General features: G+C 60.1%; 21 protein-coding genes and 1 tRNA gene. 10 read left to right on the plus strand and 12 right to left on the minus strand.

All coding sequences use genetic code 11. The annotated features are described in order from the left end of the window. Window positions 1-1,195: 1,195 nt before the first annotated feature. Window positions 1,196-2,071: a c-type cytochrome gene (locus tag AVO45_RS14100; RefSeq protein ID WP_068348004.1), complete on the minus strand. Its 876-nt coding sequence runs from the start codon at window positions 2,069-2,071 to the stop codon at window positions 1,196-1,198. 6 nt (window positions 2,072-2,077) lie between these two features. Beyond that, complete coding sequence (locus AVO45_RS14105) at window positions 2,078-2,536, minus strand: c-type cytochrome (RefSeq protein ID WP_068348100.1); 459 nt, start codon at window positions 2,534-2,536, stop codon at window positions 2,078-2,080. 341 nt (window positions 2,537-2,877) lie between these two features. On the opposite strand from AVO45_RS14105, the gene AVO45_RS14110 reads away from it, so the two are divergent. From AVO45_RS14110 to AVO45_RS14120, 3 genes are all read left to right on the plus strand, one after another. Then, window positions 2,878-2,964 (plus strand) — tRNA-Leu (locus AVO45_RS14110). A 244-nt stretch (window positions 2,965-3,208) separates the two neighbouring features. Beyond that, window positions 3,209-3,601, plus strand: a complete 393-nt coding sequence (locus AVO45_RS14115; RefSeq protein WP_068348006.1) for a rhodanese-like domain-containing protein — start codon at window positions 3,209-3,211, stop codon at window positions 3,599-3,601. A gap of 86 nt (window positions 3,602-3,687) precedes the next feature. Further along, window positions 3,688-3,870 (plus strand): hypothetical protein, encoded by a 183-nt coding sequence (locus AVO45_RS14120; protein WP_068348102.1) that lies wholly within the window; start codon window positions 3,688-3,690, stop codon window positions 3,868-3,870. Between the two features lie 9 nt (window positions 3,871-3,879). Here AVO45_RS14120 and AVO45_RS14125 read toward each other — a convergent pair whose 3' ends face one another. After that, window positions 3,880-4,638: an alpha/beta fold hydrolase gene (locus AVO45_RS14125; RefSeq protein WP_068348008.1), complete on the minus strand. Its 759-nt coding sequence runs from the start codon at window positions 4,636-4,638 to the stop codon at window positions 3,880-3,882. A 91-nt stretch (window positions 4,639-4,729) separates the two neighbouring features. Here AVO45_RS14125 and AVO45_RS14130 point away from each other — a divergent pair, with 91 nt between their 5' ends. Continuing rightward, on the plus strand, window positions 4,730-5,104 hold the full coding sequence (locus AVO45_RS14130) for a hypothetical protein (protein WP_068348010.1): 375 nt from the start codon (window positions 4,730-4,732) through the stop codon (window positions 5,102-5,104). Window positions 5,105-5,201: 97 nt separating this feature from the next. Here AVO45_RS14130 and glyA read toward each other — a convergent pair whose 3' ends face one another. After that, entirely contained in the window at window positions 5,202-6,497 is a 1,296-nt protein-coding gene (glyA, locus tag AVO45_RS14135; RefSeq protein WP_068348012.1) for a serine hydroxymethyltransferase, read from the minus strand. A 166-nt stretch (window positions 6,498-6,663) separates the two neighbouring features. On the opposite strand from glyA, the gene AVO45_RS14140 reads away from it, so the two are divergent. Continuing rightward, the gene (locus tag AVO45_RS14140; RefSeq protein WP_068348107.1) at window positions 6,664-7,425 is read left to right on the plus strand and encodes an NAD kinase; all 762 of its coding nucleotides are present in this window, start codon (window positions 6,664-6,666) and stop codon (window positions 7,423-7,425) included. Window positions 7,426-7,985: 560 nt separating this feature from the next. Here AVO45_RS14140 and AVO45_RS14145 read toward each other — a convergent pair. Further along, window positions 7,986-8,606, minus strand: a complete 621-nt coding sequence (locus tag AVO45_RS14145; RefSeq protein ID WP_068348014.1) for a 2OG-Fe(II) oxygenase family protein — start codon at window positions 8,604-8,606, stop codon at window positions 7,986-7,988. A 196-nt stretch (window positions 8,607-8,802) separates the two neighbouring features. Here AVO45_RS14145 and AVO45_RS14150 point away from each other — a divergent pair, with 196 nt between their 5' ends. Next, the gene (locus tag AVO45_RS14150; RefSeq protein WP_205627895.1) at window positions 8,803-9,975 is read left to right on the plus strand and encodes an adenylate/guanylate cyclase domain-containing protein; all 1,173 of its coding nucleotides are present in this window, start codon (window positions 8,803-8,805) and stop codon (window positions 9,973-9,975) included. 88 nt (window positions 9,976-10,063) lie between these two features. Here the strand turns inward: AVO45_RS14150 and rplP are convergent, their stop codons facing one another. The 5 genes from rplP to rplB are packed head-to-tail and all read right to left on the minus strand — an operon-like array spanning window position 10,064 to window position 12,705. Continuing rightward, entirely contained in the window at window positions 10,064-10,477 is a 414-nt protein-coding gene (rplP, locus tag AVO45_RS14155) for a 50S ribosomal protein L16 (protein ID WP_005980704.1), read from the minus strand. A gap of 12 nt (window positions 10,478-10,489) precedes the next feature. Continuing rightward, window positions 10,490-11,197, minus strand: a complete 708-nt coding sequence (gene rpsC / locus AVO45_RS14160; RefSeq protein WP_068348018.1) for a 30S ribosomal protein S3 — start codon at window positions 11,195-11,197, stop codon at window positions 10,490-10,492. Continuing rightward, window positions 11,197-11,577 carry a 50S ribosomal protein L22 gene (gene rplV / locus AVO45_RS14165; RefSeq protein ID WP_068348020.1) on the minus strand — a complete coding sequence of 127 codons (381 nt, stop codon included), beginning with the start codon at window positions 11,575-11,577 and terminating at the stop codon, window positions 11,197-11,199. The genes rpsC and rplV overlap by 1 nt, the downstream gene beginning before the upstream one ends. A gap of 3 nt (window positions 11,578-11,580) precedes the next feature. Beyond that, complete coding sequence (rpsS, locus tag AVO45_RS14170; protein ID WP_068348022.1) at window positions 11,581-11,859, minus strand: 30S ribosomal protein S19; 279 nt, start codon at window positions 11,857-11,859, stop codon at window positions 11,581-11,583. Window positions 11,860-11,862: 3 nt separating this feature from the next. Further along, complete coding sequence (gene rplB, locus AVO45_RS14175) at window positions 11,863-12,705, minus strand: 50S ribosomal protein L2 (RefSeq protein WP_068348024.1); 843 nt, start codon at window positions 12,703-12,705, stop codon at window positions 11,863-11,865. Between the two features lie 507 nt (window positions 12,706-13,212). Here rplB and rpsJ point away from each other — a divergent pair. The 4 genes from rpsJ to AVO45_RS14195 are packed head-to-tail and all read left to right on the plus strand — an operon-like array spanning window position 13,213 to window position 15,178. Further along, the gene (gene rpsJ, locus AVO45_RS14180) at window positions 13,213-13,527 is read left to right on the plus strand and encodes a 30S ribosomal protein S10 (protein ID WP_005621947.1); all 315 of its coding nucleotides are present in this window, start codon (window positions 13,213-13,215) and stop codon (window positions 13,525-13,527) included. An 18-nt stretch (window positions 13,528-13,545) separates the two neighbouring features. Beyond that, a complete protein-coding gene (gene rplC / locus AVO45_RS14185; RefSeq protein ID WP_068348026.1) occupies window positions 13,546-14,271 on the plus strand; it encodes a 50S ribosomal protein L3 in 726 nt (241 codons plus the stop codon). Further along, window positions 14,268-14,885 carry a 50S ribosomal protein L4 gene (rplD, locus tag AVO45_RS14190; RefSeq protein WP_068348028.1) on the plus strand — a complete coding sequence of 206 codons (618 nt, stop codon included), beginning with the start codon at window positions 14,268-14,270 and terminating at the stop codon, window positions 14,883-14,885. Before rplC ends, rplD begins: the two co-directional genes overlap by 4 nt. Continuing rightward, complete coding sequence (locus tag AVO45_RS14195; RefSeq protein WP_068348029.1) at window positions 14,882-15,178, plus strand: 50S ribosomal protein L23; 297 nt, start codon at window positions 14,882-14,884, stop codon at window positions 15,176-15,178. Before rplD ends, AVO45_RS14195 begins: the two co-directional genes overlap by 4 nt. 58 nt (window positions 15,179-15,236) lie before the next feature. On the opposite strand, the gene AVO45_RS14200 is transcribed toward AVO45_RS14195, so the two are convergent. Together AVO45_RS14200 and AVO45_RS19465 are read right to left on the minus strand one after the other, a co-directional pair. Next, window positions 15,237-15,902, minus strand: a complete 666-nt coding sequence (locus tag AVO45_RS14200) for a hypothetical protein (protein WP_068348031.1) — start codon at window positions 15,900-15,902, stop codon at window positions 15,237-15,239. 466 nt (window positions 15,903-16,368) lie between these two features. Continuing rightward, a partial coding sequence (locus tag AVO45_RS19465) for an EF-Tu C-terminal domain-related protein (RefSeq protein ID WP_476707463.1) occupies window positions 16,369-16,495 on the minus strand: 127 nt, incomplete at its 5' end.

Here is a 16,495-nt window from a genome sequence, read left to right on the forward strand (position 1 = left end):
TCGCAAAGCCCTGTCGGTCGGTGGTTCATGCCGCCCCTGGTGCGATCAATCAGATGACGACGCCCCCTCTTTTGAGGTTCACTGTGGTCGCAGAACGCTGCGCCTTGGGAAAGGTTGCATCGCTTCATCACGGTCGTCTCGTCGCTTTGCTCGGCAGCCAAACCCGCCGGTATCCGGGTATAGATGCCCTTGTCACGTCACCGGTTTCGACAGTTGCAGAACCTCTTTGGCAGCTGTATGCAGCAAACGCGACGCACAAGCCTAGACCGTTGTGAATCATGGAGATAATCCCGGTTATCGACGCGTGACCCCCGCAGAACTTCGAAAGCCAAGGCCAAAGTCTTGCCAGCTTCCCGTCGCTCGACTGGAAAGGACTGGGCATGTCACCGCTCGTTTCTCCGACCACGGATCAGTCCGGCTGAAATCAATGAAGCCCGAGTTTGGCCAGACCTATCACCCCAGCGCAAGTGGTCCAGTTCGACAGTGAATGCATGACCAACATACGGCCCATCGGAATGGCAATTCCCGGCGCAGGCGGGCGAAAGCTCAGAGCACGACTTGGTCGCCTGATGCAAACCGAACCAGCATATCGTTTTTCAGAAAAATCGTGGGGCGAAGCGCTTGACTGTTACCGGAATAAAAAAATTGCTACGTCAGAAAATTGCAGCGCTCCGCCCACTCACACAGTGTGGCATTGTGGCGAAATTGTGTCCAATTTCTTGATGTTAACAAACCGTTCCCATAACGGAAACAATAAGCCATATCGGCCCAGAAACACGCTTGCGGAAGCGGACTCGACACCGACAGCTTCGTGTTCTGACTGCAATCGTCAGACAGCCGTGATCAATGCGTGAACGGCGCCCAGGAACCCAGCGACTGCGAGCAGGCCGGCCAATAAGACACAGATGATTTCCAGTGCATTGGGTTTCATGACTGTCCCAGAGAGTATGGCTTTGAAGCCTATTTAGCGTCGCGCCAGAGAATTGAAACCAAGGCCAACTTGACCCGGCGGCAACCCGCCAAACCCATTGGCGGCTGTTCGCCTAACGAAGAGCAGAAACAAAAAAATCGGGCGCCATGAACGATCAAAAACGGTTGACCCGTGTGTTTTGAGTCCAGATCGGGTGGCTCTGACCGCAAATCCGAGTCGGTAGGGCTGCCCCAAACCCTCAATGTGCGTCATCGGCAGGGGCCACTATGGCAGAGCCTTCAGATAGGCGGCGACGGCTTCACGATCTTCGGGCGGCAGCTGCGAAAAATTCTTGATGACCGCCACCATGTGACCGCCTGCACTGTCGAAATCGGGTGTAAACCCGGTTTCAAGGTAATAGGCGATATCGGCTGCACTCCAATCGAACTCTCCCGGCGTCAGCGCAGGTATCCGCCCCTTGCCCGATGGGTTGGGCGCCCCTGAAAGCCAGGCGTCGAGCTTCAGCCCGCCCATGGCATTTCGCGGCGTGTGACACTCTCCGCAGTGCCCCAGGGCCTCGACCAGCACGCGGCCGCGTTCAATCTGCGGCGTTGGCGCGTCCTGCACGACCCAGCCCGGCGACAGGTTGAGAAGCTTCCACAGACCGATGCCGCGCCGGAACGAAAACGGAAAGGATACCTCGTGCGGCTGGCTCGGCGAGGTATCCGCAGGCAGCGTTCGCATGAACGCCCAAAGATCGGCGATCTGTTGGTCCGTCATTCGCACATAGGATGTATAGGGGAAGGCCGGAAAATAGTGCTGCCCGTCCGGGGACGTTCCGTGGCGCAGGGCCGTTGCGAAATCTACGAGTGTCCAACCGCCAATGCCGGCCTCGGGATGCATTGAAATGTTGGGCGCGACGAAGGTGCCGAATTCAGAAGGGAAACGTTGCCCGCCCGTCAACACCCGGGTGTCCTTGGCCTCGGGAGCGGAATGGCACGAAGAGCACCCGGCCGCGATGAAGACCGCCTCGCCCGCCGTTTCATCGCCTTCAACCCCGGCGAAGTCTTCCGGTGTGACCCGCACCGGAATGGTCAGCCAGAAAAAACCGGCGGCACCAAGCACCGCCGCCGCGATCAGAAGCTTGAGAAGCCTGCGCATGAAAGCCTAGCTCTGCGGCGCGCGATAGGTATCGTGGCAGCCCTTGCAGGTGCCACCGACCGGCCCCAGAGCCGCGCCGATTTCGCCCGCCCCTTGACCTGCGGCGGCCTGAAGTTTCGCCGCGGCGGGTGCTAGCGCGCGCCACTTGTCCTGAAAACCCGAGAAGTCGGTCCAGATATCTGTCTTGGCCTTCGTTCCCTCCGTGGCCCCCATGTCAGAGCCTTCCGGCCAGGCGGTCAACTGGTTGAGAGCCGCAACGGCAACGATGTTGTCGGCGGCAGCCTGGGCCAGGGCTGCATCATAATCTCGCTCGCCCTTGGCCATGCCCCCAAGAATGCCCAGATTCAGCGCCAACAGCCGCATCTGCCCCTGCCGCGCCTTAAGTGCCGCGCCGTAGTCCTGCGCCAAAGCGACGCCTGCGCCGAAAACAATAGAAATCGCAATCATCAAAAATATCTTTGTCATGCCTTCACCCTTCAGGTTGATCAGCAACAGGGATCTTAGCTGATAGTCGCCCGTTCCATAAGCACTTTCGGCCGCCCACCCTCAGTCGGCACGGTCGGTCCGCCGCCGGAACACGAACAAGTTCTGCCGCCCATTGTGTCTGGCAATCTGCGTCCAGCTTCGAGGCGATTTCAATCTTCCCCTTGAACACCCACGTGAAAATCGGCATGCACCAATAACGAGGGGGCGCAAGCACCTTCCGATTGCGCGCAACGCCAGAGCCTGCCGATGAACACTGGGAAAACTGTCTGAATTGGCATGACTCCAGCGTCAGAGCAGGTACCAACATGAGGCGGTGACATGCGGATGTGGCGAAACTGGTAAACGCAAGGGACTTAAAATCCCTCGTCTTCAATGACTTGCGGGTTCGATCCCCGCCATCCGCACCACTCGCCTGCTCTCTCGTGTGTTCGCCAGCCTCGCCCGCGCGTTCAAGCCCGTTTCCCGCTCCTCGAGCCAAGTGCCACGCAAGGCCATCGGCAAGGCTGGACGCAACTGTCTTTGCGGCGCAGGCCACGCAAAGTCTGCCCCCCGGTCGCCCCCGCCGGACTTACAGCTTCAAAGCAGGTCTTTCCTACACGTTCCGAAATTCGCATGTTAGGCTTCGGAAATGAAAATCAGGGAGAGCTTTACATGCCGTTGACGGTCAAGGACATGCTGGAAGCCGCGAATGCCGCGGTGGAGCGCATAGACACTGCGAAAGCGAAGGAACTGATGGCTAAGGGCGCATTGCTGCTGGATGTCCGGGATGCCCCCGAGCTCGAGCGCAGCGGCAGGGCCGTCGGCTCGCACCATATCCCGCGCGGGATGCTGGAGTTCCGGGCCGATTCCTCGACCCAGTTTCATGACCCGGAGCTGCAAAAGGATCGCGTGATCATTCTGCATTGTGCATCCGGCGGACGCGCCGCCCTTGCAGGCAAACTGCTCAAGGACATGGGCTATGCCGAGGTCTACAACCTGGGCGGGCTGGCTGATTGGAAAAATGGCGGAGGAGAGGTTACCGAACCTGTCGATTCCGGTATGTAAGGCTGGTTTTCTGATGCAGGTCAAAGCCCTTCACATTTGAATCATGGAATGTCATGGCCGTTTCACCGATTCAGGAAGGGCCCGCCATGATACGCCTCGCGACACTTCTGTTTTCTTTGATTTCGACCGCATTCGCCGGGACCGGAATCATAGTCGTGCTTTCAGCGGGGCTGATCTCCTTCCCGGCCATTCTCGGGGCTGCCGGGGTCGGTTGCATTCTGGCCGCGCCGGTCTCTTGGCTGGTAGCGCAGCGTCTCTATCAGCAATAGGGGCGCTGCTCAGGCGTTGAGAAAGGTCCGGACGGCGGCTTCGAATTCACGCGGCTTTTCGGCATGCAGCCAATGGCCGGCCCCGGGAATCTTGGCATACCGCGCGTTGGGAAAAAGCGCGCGGATTCTGTCACGGTGTTCGGGCCGCACATAGTCCGACTCGGCCCCCGACAGAAACAGGGTGGGGCCGCTCCACGACCCTTCGATTTCCGGGAACCCCATGATCTTGGGCATTTCGCGGGCCAGCCCGTCAAGGTTCAGCCGCCACCGTTTTTCCGGGATGTCCAGCGACTGCGTGAAAAAGCTTTGCAGGCTTCTTTCGACGCCCATGTCCGCCAGTTGCCGCTCGACGTCCGAGCGCCGCTCGACCTTCGACATGTCCACCGCGCGCATGGCCTCGACATACTGGATCTGGCTGTGCCCGTAGGCCACCGGCGCGATGTCGGCCACCACCAGTTTCCGCACCAGCGAACCATGCAGAAGCGCAAGCGTCATGGCTGCCTTGCCACCCATCGAATGCCCCACGACGTCAGCAGGCTGACCGAGGCTGTCGATGACCTCGGCCAGATCGGCCGCCATGACCGGATAGTCATGCGTCTCTGACCACGGGCTGAACCCGTGATTGCGCATATCGACTGCGATCACCTGCCGTTCATCCGACAGCCGTCTTGCGATCACGCCCCAGTTTCTCGCCGATCCGTACAGACCATGGGCGATGAGAAGCGGCGGGGCGTCGGTCGGGGTGCCATGCACGATGGTATTGAGCATGGTTCGGTGATACCTGCGCACGCGGCGAACGGCCAGCCCCCATTGTGACCTCTGAAACGCAGGGATAACATGCCCGTTCAGGAGATTGTCGATGCCGAAAGAGACCACCATCCAGGAGCAGATCGCCGCGACGATTGCCTTGTTGCGGACCAAGCTGGGTGTGCGAGGAAAGACGCTTGCCGCGTCACTTCGGCGCGCCAAACACCTTCTGCCCCGCAGGGTCTATACCCAGGCGATGAAACTCGCCCAGGCAGAACAGATGATGCGGCATCCCAAGCTAAGGCTCACGCTCGACACGCCTCAGCTGACCTATGCGGCACAAGAGGTGCAGGCTCATCTGCACGCGATCGACTTGGCAGACAGGCGCTGGGGGGCGTTTCTGGGAGTACTGGCAGGTATCGCTGCCAATATGCTGATGCTGGCGGTTCTGGTTTTCATATTGCTTTGGTGGCGCGGGCTGATTTGAACCCGTGCGCTGCCGGTCCCGTCCCGCTGAAAAACAGGATGGCCAGACAGAAAAACGGCGCCTTGCGGCGCCGTTTCCCGTTCCATTTTCGGGCCGATCAGAGATTCGGGTAGATCGGGAACCGGGCGCAGAGCTCGGCGACCTCGGCCTTGACCTTGGCCTCGACGGCGCCGTTGCCGTCTTCGCCATTGGCAGCAAGACCGTCAACAACCTCAATGATCCAGTCGGCGATCTGGCGGAACTCCGTCTCGCCAAAGCCGCGCGTGGTGCCGGCGGGCGAGCCGAGCCGAATACCGCTGGTCACGGTGGGCTTTTCCGGGTCGAACGGCACGCCGTTCTTGTTGCAGGTGATATGCGCGCGGCCCAGCGCCTTTTCGGTGGCATTGCCCTTGACGCCTTTGGGGCGCAGGTCAACCAGAACCACGTGGGTATCGGTGCCGTGGGTCACGGTATCCAGACCGCCCTTGATCAGCTGATCGCTGAGCGCCTGGGCGTTGTTGACCACGTTCCTGATGTAGTCCTTGTACTCGGGACGCAGCGCCTCGCCGAAGGCAACGGCCTTGGCCGCGATCACATGCATCAGCGGGCCGCCCTGAATGCCGGGGAAGATTGCCGAGTTCACCTTCTTGGCGATGGCCTCGTCGTTGGTCAGGATCATTCCGCCGCGCGGGCCGCGCAGGGTCTTGTGTGTGGTGGTCGTGGCCACATGCGCGTGCGGGAAGGGCGAGGGATGCTCGCCCGCGGCGACCAGACCAGCGAAATGGGCCATGTCCACGTGCAGGTAGGCACCGACCATGTCGGCGATCTCGCGCATGCGGGCAAAGTCGATCTGGCGCGGAATCGCGGAGCCGCCGGCGATGATCAGCTTGGGCTGGTGTTCCTTGGCCAGCGCCTCGACCTGATCGTAGTCCAGCATGTTGTCCTGCTTGCGCACACCGTATTGAACGGCATTGAACCACTTTCCCGACTGGTTGGGCGCGGCACCGTGAGTCAGGTGGCCACCTGCATCCAGGCTCATGCCCAGAATGGTGTCGCCGGGTTTCAGCAGCGCCTGGAACACGCCTTGGTTCGCCTGGCTTCCCGAGTGGGGCTGCACGTTGGCGAATTCGCATCCAAACAGCTGCTTGGCGCGGTCGATGGCCAGGTTCTCGGCGATATCGACGAACTGGCAACCGCCATAGTACCGCCGGCCGGGATAGCCCTCGGCATACTTGTTGGTCATCACCGACCCCTGCGCCTCCATCACGGCGGCAGAAACGATATTCTCGGACGCGATCAGCTCGATCTCGTCGCGCTGGCGGCCGAGTTCGGAAGTGATCGAGCCGAAAAGTTCCGGGTCCCGATCGGCAAGGGACTGGGTGAAGAAACCGGTATCACGAAGGTTGGCGTTCATGGGGGCTCCGCATCGCTGGGTGAATTTGGGGATTTCCTATAGGAAACCATCCTGCCGAGAAAGGCTTTAAAGCGACGAATTGGCCCGCTGCGGCGTCAAGTCTGGTCTATCGGGGAAAGGTATGTTTGTTTCGGAACCAAATGCGCAGCACCGGAAACCGAAAAACATGAGCAAGAGAATCGCCTTTCTGGCCAGCGACGCACCGGTCGCGCAGACGGCCCGGGCCGCCCTTGTCGGGCGCTACGGCAATGTCGCGCCGCGAGATGCGGACGTGATCGTGGCGCTCGGGGGCGACGGGTTCATGCTGCGCACGCTGCACAACACACAGCACCTCAATGTGCCGGTATACGGGATGAACCGCGGCACCATCGGCTTTCTGATGAACGAGTACAGCGAAACCGACCTGCTGGAGCGTCTGGAGGCCGCCGAAGAAACGATCATCAACCCCTTGGCGATGACGGCGATGGACCAGTCGGGCAAGCTGCACGAGGCGCTGGCCATCAACGAGGTATCGTTGCTGAGGGCCGGGCCACAGGCCGCCCGCCTGAAAATCACGGTGGACGGACGTCTGCGCCTGGCTGAACTTGTCTGCGACGGTGCACTTCTCTCCACTCCGGCCGGGTCGACGGCCTACAACTACTCGGCCCACGGCCCGATTCTGCCCATCGGCTCGGATGTTCTGGCGCTGACGGCCATCGCTGCGTTCCGTCCCCGCCGTTGGCGCGGTGCCCTCTTGCCCAAGACTGCGCATGTCCGGTTCGATGTGCTGGAGGCGGACAAGCGCCCCGTCATGGCCGATGCCGATTCGATCTCGATCCCCGACATCGACTGGGTGGAAATCCATTCCGACCCCGAAATCGAGCACCGAATCCTGTTCGACCCTGGACACGGCCTGGAAGAACGCCTGATTTCCGAGCAGTTCACCTGAAGGCGAGAAAATTTCCTTAATAATCTCGTAAATTGTGATCCAGATCACTGAACGGTCATCGGATCGGTAGTATCCTTGAAACGCCCGGTGAACACGCCAAGGCAGAAGTGAGTGGCTGCCAGAAAGGTGTTGTCAGGATGGTTGCGCAGTTTTCGCGCGGGCGAAGGCGTTTCCAAACGCGTTCGTCGTCATGATCCGGGCATATTTTAGCACGACAGGCCCCGGGGCAGATCAGCTGCACAATCCCGGGGCCTATTTTGTTGGCATTGCAGAGCCGAATGACATTCGCGATCAGGACACTCACGCCACGAAGTCTGATCGGTGAAGAACCAAGCAATTGTCCGCCACCAGATTCCGCGATGCCCTTGTATTTGAGCCCCTCACATTTTCTTTCAGCAGATCTTGACCGCAACCAAATCACGAGAAAATCAGGCACGGCTTCTACGTCCAGACAGCCCGGATCAGTGGCAACTTCACAGGGTTTCCGCGAGACGCATCACTCATTTCAAACCCGCTTCGAGCGGCCCAGCTCCGGTGTCTCTTTGCCGGGAAGACAGCACTCAGTCCCAGCGGTAGTTGAAGCTGACGCTTATCCGTTCATCCTCGGCCATGTTCATCGGCACCTCGTGGCGCAACCAGCTTTCCCACAGCAGCACGTCGCCGACCTCGGGCTTCATGTAGATGAAGGGCTGCAACTCTCGCCGGGCATCCTTGCGGCGCACCGGCGCGGCCATCATCCGGGCCGAGCGCGGATCTTCGAGCTTGAGCGCGCTGGCACCCTTTGGCATCGCCACATAGGTCGTGCCGGAAATCACGCTGTGCGGATGCAGGTGCGAGGCGTGCATTCCCCCCTCGGGCAGGATGTTGATCCACAGGTCCTCGAGTTTCAGCTCGCGCCCGTCCAGATCGAACTCCAGATCCTCAACGAAGGCCGCCACATGCTGATCCAGCACCTTCACCAGATCGGCGAAGATCGGGAAGCGCCACGGCAGGTCGGTCAGAGAGGCATAGCTGGTATAGCCGGAATAGCCATTTTCTTCGCACCATTCCTGCCCGGCCTCGTCGTCCTCTGCGATGACGAGGCACGAGCTTTCCAGTTCCTCCGGGTCGATCCTGGGATCGAATTCGGACAGGGCGGCGCGATACAGGCGGGTGACGAAAAGCGATTCAATCTGTGGCATGGCGTTCTCATAGCGCAGCTTGCGAGGCAGGACGAGAGGGGAAACGACCAGCGGGCTTTGATCCGGTGTGGTGGGCCGACAGTTGACTCGCGAAAGCCCGCCCCCTGAGAATGGGGCAGCAACTCTCGGGCCAAGGATGCGTAGTCAAAGCATAATCAGGAAACTGGCAAGATGGGTGAACCGCGCGCCCCCGGGCGTGAGCACTGCCGAAGTGCGCGCCTTTGGGCTTGCGCGGGTCGGTTTCCCCCTTGGCCTCTTCTCGCATGCCTGTTTCATTCCCCTGTTCTGGTATCTGGATCAGCCGGTCATGGCGATCTTCAACATCGCTTCCGTCGCCTTGCTGATCTGGGGGGTCCGGGCGGCCTGGACGTTGGGCGACATCAAATGGCCGACGCTGCTGACCTTTGTGGTGGAAATTCCGCTGCATGCCGTGCTGTGCACCTATTACATGGGCCTGCCGCCCTTTTTCATCGGTTACATCCTGTTTCCGATCCTGCTGTTCCCGCTGATCCCCTATTACTCGGCCACGACACGGCTGCTGCTCAGCCTGGGCAACGGGCTGGTCTTCGTTGCCTGCGGGGCAATGGCCATCATGTCCGAACCCGCCCGCCCGCTGACCGATGGCTGGAACATCTTTTTCTTTTTCTTCAATGCCGGCCCGATCATTCCCTTTCTGGGCCTCTTCACGGCGATCTACGCCAATGCTGCCACGACGGCCGAGGAGAAACTGGAACGCGAATATGAACGCTCCGAGCGGTTGCTACTGAACATCCTACCCGAACCGATCGCGACCCGCCTGAAGGATCGCCCGCATCTCATCGCCGACGAGTATCCGAGCGTCTCGGTGCTGTTTGCCGACATCGTCGATTTCACCAGGACCTCGGAAGCGCTGTCTCCCCCCGAGCTTGTCCGCGCCCTCAACAGGGCCTTCACGCGGTTCGACGAGCTGGTGGAAAAGCACGGCTGCGAAAAGATCAAGACGATCGGCGACGCCTATATGGTGGTGTCCGGCCTGCCGGAGCCGCGAGAAGATCATGCCGACGCGATGGTCGCGCTGGCGCTGGACATGATCGACGCCGCCGAGGAAATCAACGCCTCGAGCGACTTTCCCTTCACCATGCGCATCGGCATCAATTCCGGGCCCGTGGTCGCGGGGGTGATAGGGGAAAGAAAGTTTGCCTATGACCTGTGGGGCGACACGGTGAACGTGGCCTCGCGGATGGAGTCCCACAGCAAACCGGGCGTCATCCAGATCAGCGAGGCGACCCGGGCCCAGCTTGGCAAGCCCGTCCGGGTCGATCCGCTGGGTGACATGGAGATCAAGGGCAAGGGCCTCATGCGGACCTACGCGGTGTCGCGGGCGGGTTAACTCCTGCACACGGTCCCGACACGAAAAACCCCCGCCGGTTTCCCGGCAGGGGTCAGATCTTTCACGACAGGGGGATCCCCCCGACCGCTTACCAGTCCTCGCGAACCACGACGCGGGTCTTGATCGGCAGCTTCATCGCGGCCAGGCGCAGGGCCTCGCGGGCGATTTCGTCGTTGACGCCGTCGATCTCGAACATCACGCGGCCGGGCTTGACCTTGGCAGCCCAGTAATCCACCGAGCCTTTACCTTTACCCATACGGACTTCGGTCGGCTTCGAGGTTACCGGCGTATCCGGGAAGATCCGGATCCAGACGCGGCCCTGACGTTTCATGTGACGGGTCATGGCACGACGCGCAGCTTCGATCTGACGCGCGGTGACGCGCTCGGGCTGCAGTGCTTTCAGACCGTAGGTGCCAAAGTTCAGATCAGAGCCGCCCTTGGCTTCGCCCTTGATCCGGCCTTTGTGCATCTTGCGGAATTTTGTGCGCTTTGGTTGAAGCATCTCAAATCCTCCTTAGCGACGGCCGCCTGCACCGCGAGGCGCCGGACCATCCTGGAGTTCCTGTGCCCTGCGGTCGCGCGCCTGGGGATCGTGCTCCATGATCTCACCTTTGAAGATCCAGACCTTGATCCCGATGATCCCGTAAGGGGTCGAGGCTTCGGCGTTTGCGTAATCGATGTCGGCACGCAGGGTGTGCAGCGGCACGCGGCCTTCGCGGTACCACTCGGTCCGTGCGATTTCGGCACCGCCCAGACGGCCAGCGACGTTCACCCGGATGCCCAGGGCGCCCATGCGCATGGCGTTCTGCACGGCACGCTTCATCGCGCGGCGGAAGGAAACGCGGCGTTCCAGCTGCTGAGCGATCGACTCGGCAACCAGCTGCGCGTCGAGTTCCGGCTTGCGCACTTCGACGATGTTGAGGTGCAGTTCGCTGTCGGTCATCGCGGACAGTTTCTTGCGCAGAACTTCGATGTCCGCGCCTTTCTTGCCGATGATGACGCCCGGACGTGCGGTGTGGATCGTAACGCGGCACTTCTTGTGCGGACGCTCGATGATCACACGGGCCACGCCGGCCTGCTTGCACTCTTTCTTGATGAACTCACGGATCTTGATGTCTTCCAGCAGAAGATCACCGTAGTCCTTGGTATCTGCATACCAACGGCTGTCCCAGGTGCGGTTCACCTGAAGGCGCATGCCGATCGGATTGACTTTATGTCCCATTAGGCTTGCTCCTCAACTTGACGCACCTTGATGGTGAGTTCCGAGAACGGCTTGAAAATCTTGCCGAAACGGCCACGGGCACGCGGACGGCCGCGCTTCATGACCAGGTTCTTGCCCACATAGGCCTCGGCGACGATCAGTTCATCGACGTCCAGGTTGTGGTTGTTCTCGGCGTTGGCGATGGCGGACTGAAGGCATTTCTTCACATCCTGCGCAATCCGCTTGTTCGAGAAAGTCAGGTCGTTCAGAGCCTTTTCGACTTTCTTGCCGCGGATCATCGCTGCAACCAGGTTCAGTTTCTGCGGGCTGGTGCGAAGCATACGGGTCTTGGCCATTGCTTCGTTTTCGGCCACGCGGCGGGGGTTCTTTGCCTTGCCCATGACTTACTTCCGCTTCGCTTTCTTGTCTGCGGCGTGACCGTAATAGGTCCGGGTCGGCGAATACTCACCGAACTTCTGACCGATCATGTCTTCCGTGACGTTTACCGGGATATGTTTCTGGCCGTTGTACACACCAAAGGTCAGACCCACGAACTGGGGCAGAATGGTGGAACGACGCGACCAGATCTTGATGACTTCGTTGCGGCCCGACTCGCGCGCAGCTTCGGCTTTCTTGAGCACGTAAGCGTCGACGAAAGGACCCTTCCAAACAGAGCGAGACATGTCTTAACGCCCTTTCTTCTTGGCGTGCCGCGAGCGGATGATCAGCTTCTGGGACGCTTTGTTCTTGTTGCGGGTACGCTTGCCCTTGGTGTCCTTGCCCCAAGGCGTAACCGGCGTACGGCCACCCGAGGTCCGGCCCTCACCACCACCGTGCGGGTGGTCGATCGGGTTCATGGCAACACCACGGACAGCAGGACGCTTGCCCAGATGGCGGTTGCGGCCGGCCTTGCCGAGGTTCTGGTTGCTGTTGTCGGGGTTCGACACGGCACCGACGGTGGCCATGCATTCCTGGCGCACCATGCGCAGCTCGCCCGAGCTCAGACGGATCTGGGCATAGCCGCCATCGCGGCCGACGAACTGGGCGTAGGTGCCCGCGGCACGCGCGATCTGACCGCCCTTGCCGGGCTTCATCTCGATGTTGTGCACGATGGTACCGATCGGCATGCCCGAGAACGGCATCGCGTTGCCGGGCTTGATGTCGGCCTTGGCCGAAGCGATGACCTTGTCGCCAACCGCCAGACGCTGCGGCGCCAGGATATAGGCCTGCTCGCCATCGTCATATTTGATCAGTGCGATGAACGCGGTCCGGTTCGGGTCGTATTCGATCCGCTCGACGGTTGCCGCCACATCAAATTTGTTCCGTTTGAAGTCAACGATCCGGTAGAGACGCTTTGCGCCACCGCCGCGGCGGCGTGAAGTGATCCGTCCGGTGTTGTTCCGGCCGCCCGACTTGGTCAAACCCTCGGTGAGAGACTTGACCGGACGTCCTTTCCAAAGCTCCGAACGGTCGATCAGCACCAGCCCGCGCTGGCCCGGCGTCGTCGGCTTGTACGACTTGAGTGCCATGCTTTCTGTCTTCCGTTTAGCAAGCGCGAGGATCAATCCCCGCTATGTGAGAGGCCCCCGTAGGTGCCCGAGTTATAGGGCCCCGAAGGTCCCCGGCTGCAAATATCAGAGGCCCCGGAACGAATCCGAGGCCGCAAGATTGGGAGCGTTTAGCAGGGTTGGGGGTGGGTGTCTATAGGCGAAAACAGGCAATTTGCACCGTAACGCGCACAACATCCGTTCGGGTGGCTCTTTATAATATTGTGCCCCCTTCAAGGCCCTCGGCCAGTTTCACCCACCTGCCATTGCGTCATGGATGAAAATGGCAATAAAAACGGGACACGCAGGCGGGGCCAGCCAAAAAGGCAAATAGTCCTTGCCAAACCCCTCTTGGCCCTGTATCCGGCGCGGGTTCTCGACGAGAACGTGAAGGCGGGGTGATTCCCGCCTTTTGGGTTCGATGAGGGTTGGCGATGAGCGTCCGTCCTCCTCTCAACCCCAACGCCTGAAGAATAAGGCTGACGAAAAATGCAAAGCCAAAACATCCGTATTCGGCTGAAGGCATTTGACTATCGCGTCCTGGATGCCAGCACGCAAGAGATCGTCAATACTGCCAAACGGACCGGCGCGCAGGTGCGTGGCCCGATCCCGCTGCCGAACAAGATCGAGAAGTTCACGGTTCTCCGTGGCCCTCACGTTGACAAGAAATCCCGCGATCAGTTCGAGATCCGTACGCACAAGCGTCTGCTCGACATCGTAGATCCGACGCCCCAGACCGTGGACGCGCTGATGAAGCTCGACCTCGCCGCTGGTGTGGACGTCGAGATCAAGCTGCAGTCGTAAGATCGGAGGGTATAGAATATGCGCTCTGGTATTATCGCAAAGAAAGTCGGCATGACCCGGCTGTTCATGGAAGACGGCAAGCAGATCCCTGTGACCGTTCTGCACCTGGACAACCTGCAGGTCGTCGCACAGCGCACCGCTGACAAAGACGGCTACACCGCCGTTCAGCTCGGCGCCGGTGCCGCCAAGGCAAAACGCACCTCGAAGGCCATGCGCGGCCACTTCGCCGCCGCCAAGGTCGAGCCCAAGCGCAAGCTGGCCGAGTTCCGCGTGTCCGAAGACGCGCTGATCGAAGTGGGTGCCGAGATCTCGGCAGATCACTTCCTGGAAGGTCAGAAGGTTGACGTTTCGGGCACCTCGATCGGTAAAGGCTTTGCCGGTGCGATGAAGCGCCACAACTTCGGTGGTCTGCGCGCCTCGCACGGTGTCTCGATCTCGCACCGTTCGCACGGTTCGACCGGTCAGTGTCAGGACCCCGGCCGCGTGTTCAAGGGCAAGAAGATGGCCGGTCACATGGGTGCCGCCCGTGTCACCACGCAGAACCTCGAAGTCGTCAAGACCGACGCCGAGCGTGGCCTGGTCTTCATCAAGGGTGCCGTTCCGGGCTCCAAGGGTGGCTGGGTCACCGTCAAGGATGCCGTCAAGAAGAAAGCACCCGAGGGTCTGCCGTTCCCGGCTGCTCTGAAAACTGCAGCGACCGAGGCTCCGGCCGAAGAAGCACCCGCGGAAGGGGGTGAAGCATGAAACTTGACGTGATCAAACTGGACGGCAAGAAAGCCGGCGACATCGAGCTGGACGAAGCTCTGTTCGGCCTCGAGCCCCGCGCGGACATCCTGCACCGTGTGGTCCGTTGGCAGCGCAACAACGCGCAGGCCGGCACCCACAAGGTCAAGACCCGCTCGGAAACCAGCTACTCGACCAAGAAGATCTATCGCCAGAAGGGCACCGGTGGCGCACGTCACGGTGACCGCAACGCGCCGATCTTCCGCAAGGGTGGCATCTACAAGGGCCCGACCCCGCGTTCGCACGGCCACGACCTGCCCAAGAAGTTCCGCAAACTGGGCCTGCGCCACGCTCTGTCGGCCAAGGCAAAGGCCGGTGAGCTGGTCGTGATCGACGCCGCCGAAGCCGAAGGCAAGACCGCTGCACTGGCCAAGCAGGTTGCAAACCTGGGCTGGAAGCGCGCTCTGGTCATCGACGGCGCCACCGTGAACGAAGGGTTCGCCCGCGCAGCCCGCAACATCGAAGGCCTGGACATCCTGCCGTCGATGGGCGCAAACGTCTATGACATCCTCAAGCGTGACACGCTGGTGCTCACCAAGGCGGGTGTCGAAGCACTGGAGGCTCGACTGAAATGAGCGCGAAGGCAGAACACTACGACGTGATCCGCAAGCCGATCATCACCGAGAAATCGACCATGGCGTCCGAAAACGGCGCGGTCGTCTTCGAAGTGGCGATCGACAGCAACAAGCCGCAGATCAAAGAGGCCGTCGAGGCGCTGTTTGGTGTGAAGGTCAAGGCGGTGAACACCACCGTGACCAAAGGCAAGGTCAAGCGGTTCCGCGGCCAGCTGGGCAAGCGGAAAGACGTCAAGAAGGCCTATGTGACCCTGGAAGAGGGCAACACCATCGACGTGACCACCGGTCTCTGATCGGACCCGTCTTTGGAGAGAGATAAAGGCCCCCGCCGAACGGCGGGGGCTTTTTTGTTTAGTCGTTTTGCTTTTCACGTTTGTCAAGAGCTTGTTCAATTGACTCAAGCCGGCCGCAAACGATCCCGGGCTCGATCTCAATAATGACGCAGGCATTGTCGCCTACCAGTGCGCCGGAGAACAGTTCCCCGCAATGCATTTCTCCATGTCTATCAACGCACCCAGTTCCTTTTGCAGAGAATGCATTGGAAAGGGCTCGGTTGAGCTTTCCGATCTGTGAAATCTCACCCATGCCGAAACTGTCTATGTTACCCGGGGTCAAACCAGTTCTTGCCCATGTATCTTTGTCGGCTTCGGGTATTTTAACACCCGTACCTCGCTCCAAAGCATTCAGCGCAAATTTTCGTGCAGGCAAAGAATTTTCGACGTTGTCTTCGTACTCGCCCGCCAAAATTGTTAAGCTCAGTTTTGCAAGCTCCAAATCAATTTCTCGGTTCTCTTTTTCATATTTGAGTTCAATTTCCCGAATTGCGGATTTGTAGGTGTTAGTCGAGGCAAGGTAGCTTGCAAACGCAGCGAAGCCAGCCATGATTGCGCCACCTATGACGTGTTGAAGAAAGTTGCTGCTTCGATTGCTTCGCGCCGAAGCCTCGGCAGTTTCTTTGTGAACTAAAGCAGTTTTGTAGTTAAGCTCTGCGATTCTGGCGTCGAATTCGTCGGCCATTAGTGTTTCTCCAAATCCCTTCCGGATAGTATGATCCCATGAGTTCAAGAATTACTAGTGTAAGCCCAAGTTCCGTAGTTTACAGCGGCGCAACATCGTCACTGTCAGGTTGGATAGGGAAGCAAACAAGCTGTGGCCACAACAAGTAGGGCGCGTGGTCCAGAACACGTGACTTAGGTCTTGACAGAGGCGCAGCGAAAATTCCGTTCCCCTATTGCCCCCACCCCCCAACCCTGCTAAACGCACCCAATCTTGCGCCCCTGGTTCTTTCCGGGGCCTCTGATTTTTGTGGCCGGGGACCTTCGGCATCCCATGACGCGCCCCCTATAGGGGCCTCTCAAAAGGCGGGGATCGAGCCTCCTGCCTGCCAACTGGAACACAGAACGCCCAATCGTTTCAGCCTTCCCCACAACGAAAAAGGGCGCCCTTGGGGGCGCCCTTTCGTTTGAACATTCGCTGAGGCGAATTACTCGATGATTTTCGAGACGACGCCTGCGCCGACGGTGCGGCCGCCTTCGCGGATGGCGAAACGCAGGCCGTCTTCCATCGCGATCGGGGCGATCAGCTCGACGGTGAAGCCGACGTTGTCGCCC

Origin of the sequence: Ruegeria marisrubri, assembly GCF_001507595.1 — a bacterium.
GTDB lineage: Bacteria > Pseudomonadota > Alphaproteobacteria > Rhodobacterales > Rhodobacteraceae > Ruegeria > Ruegeria marisrubri.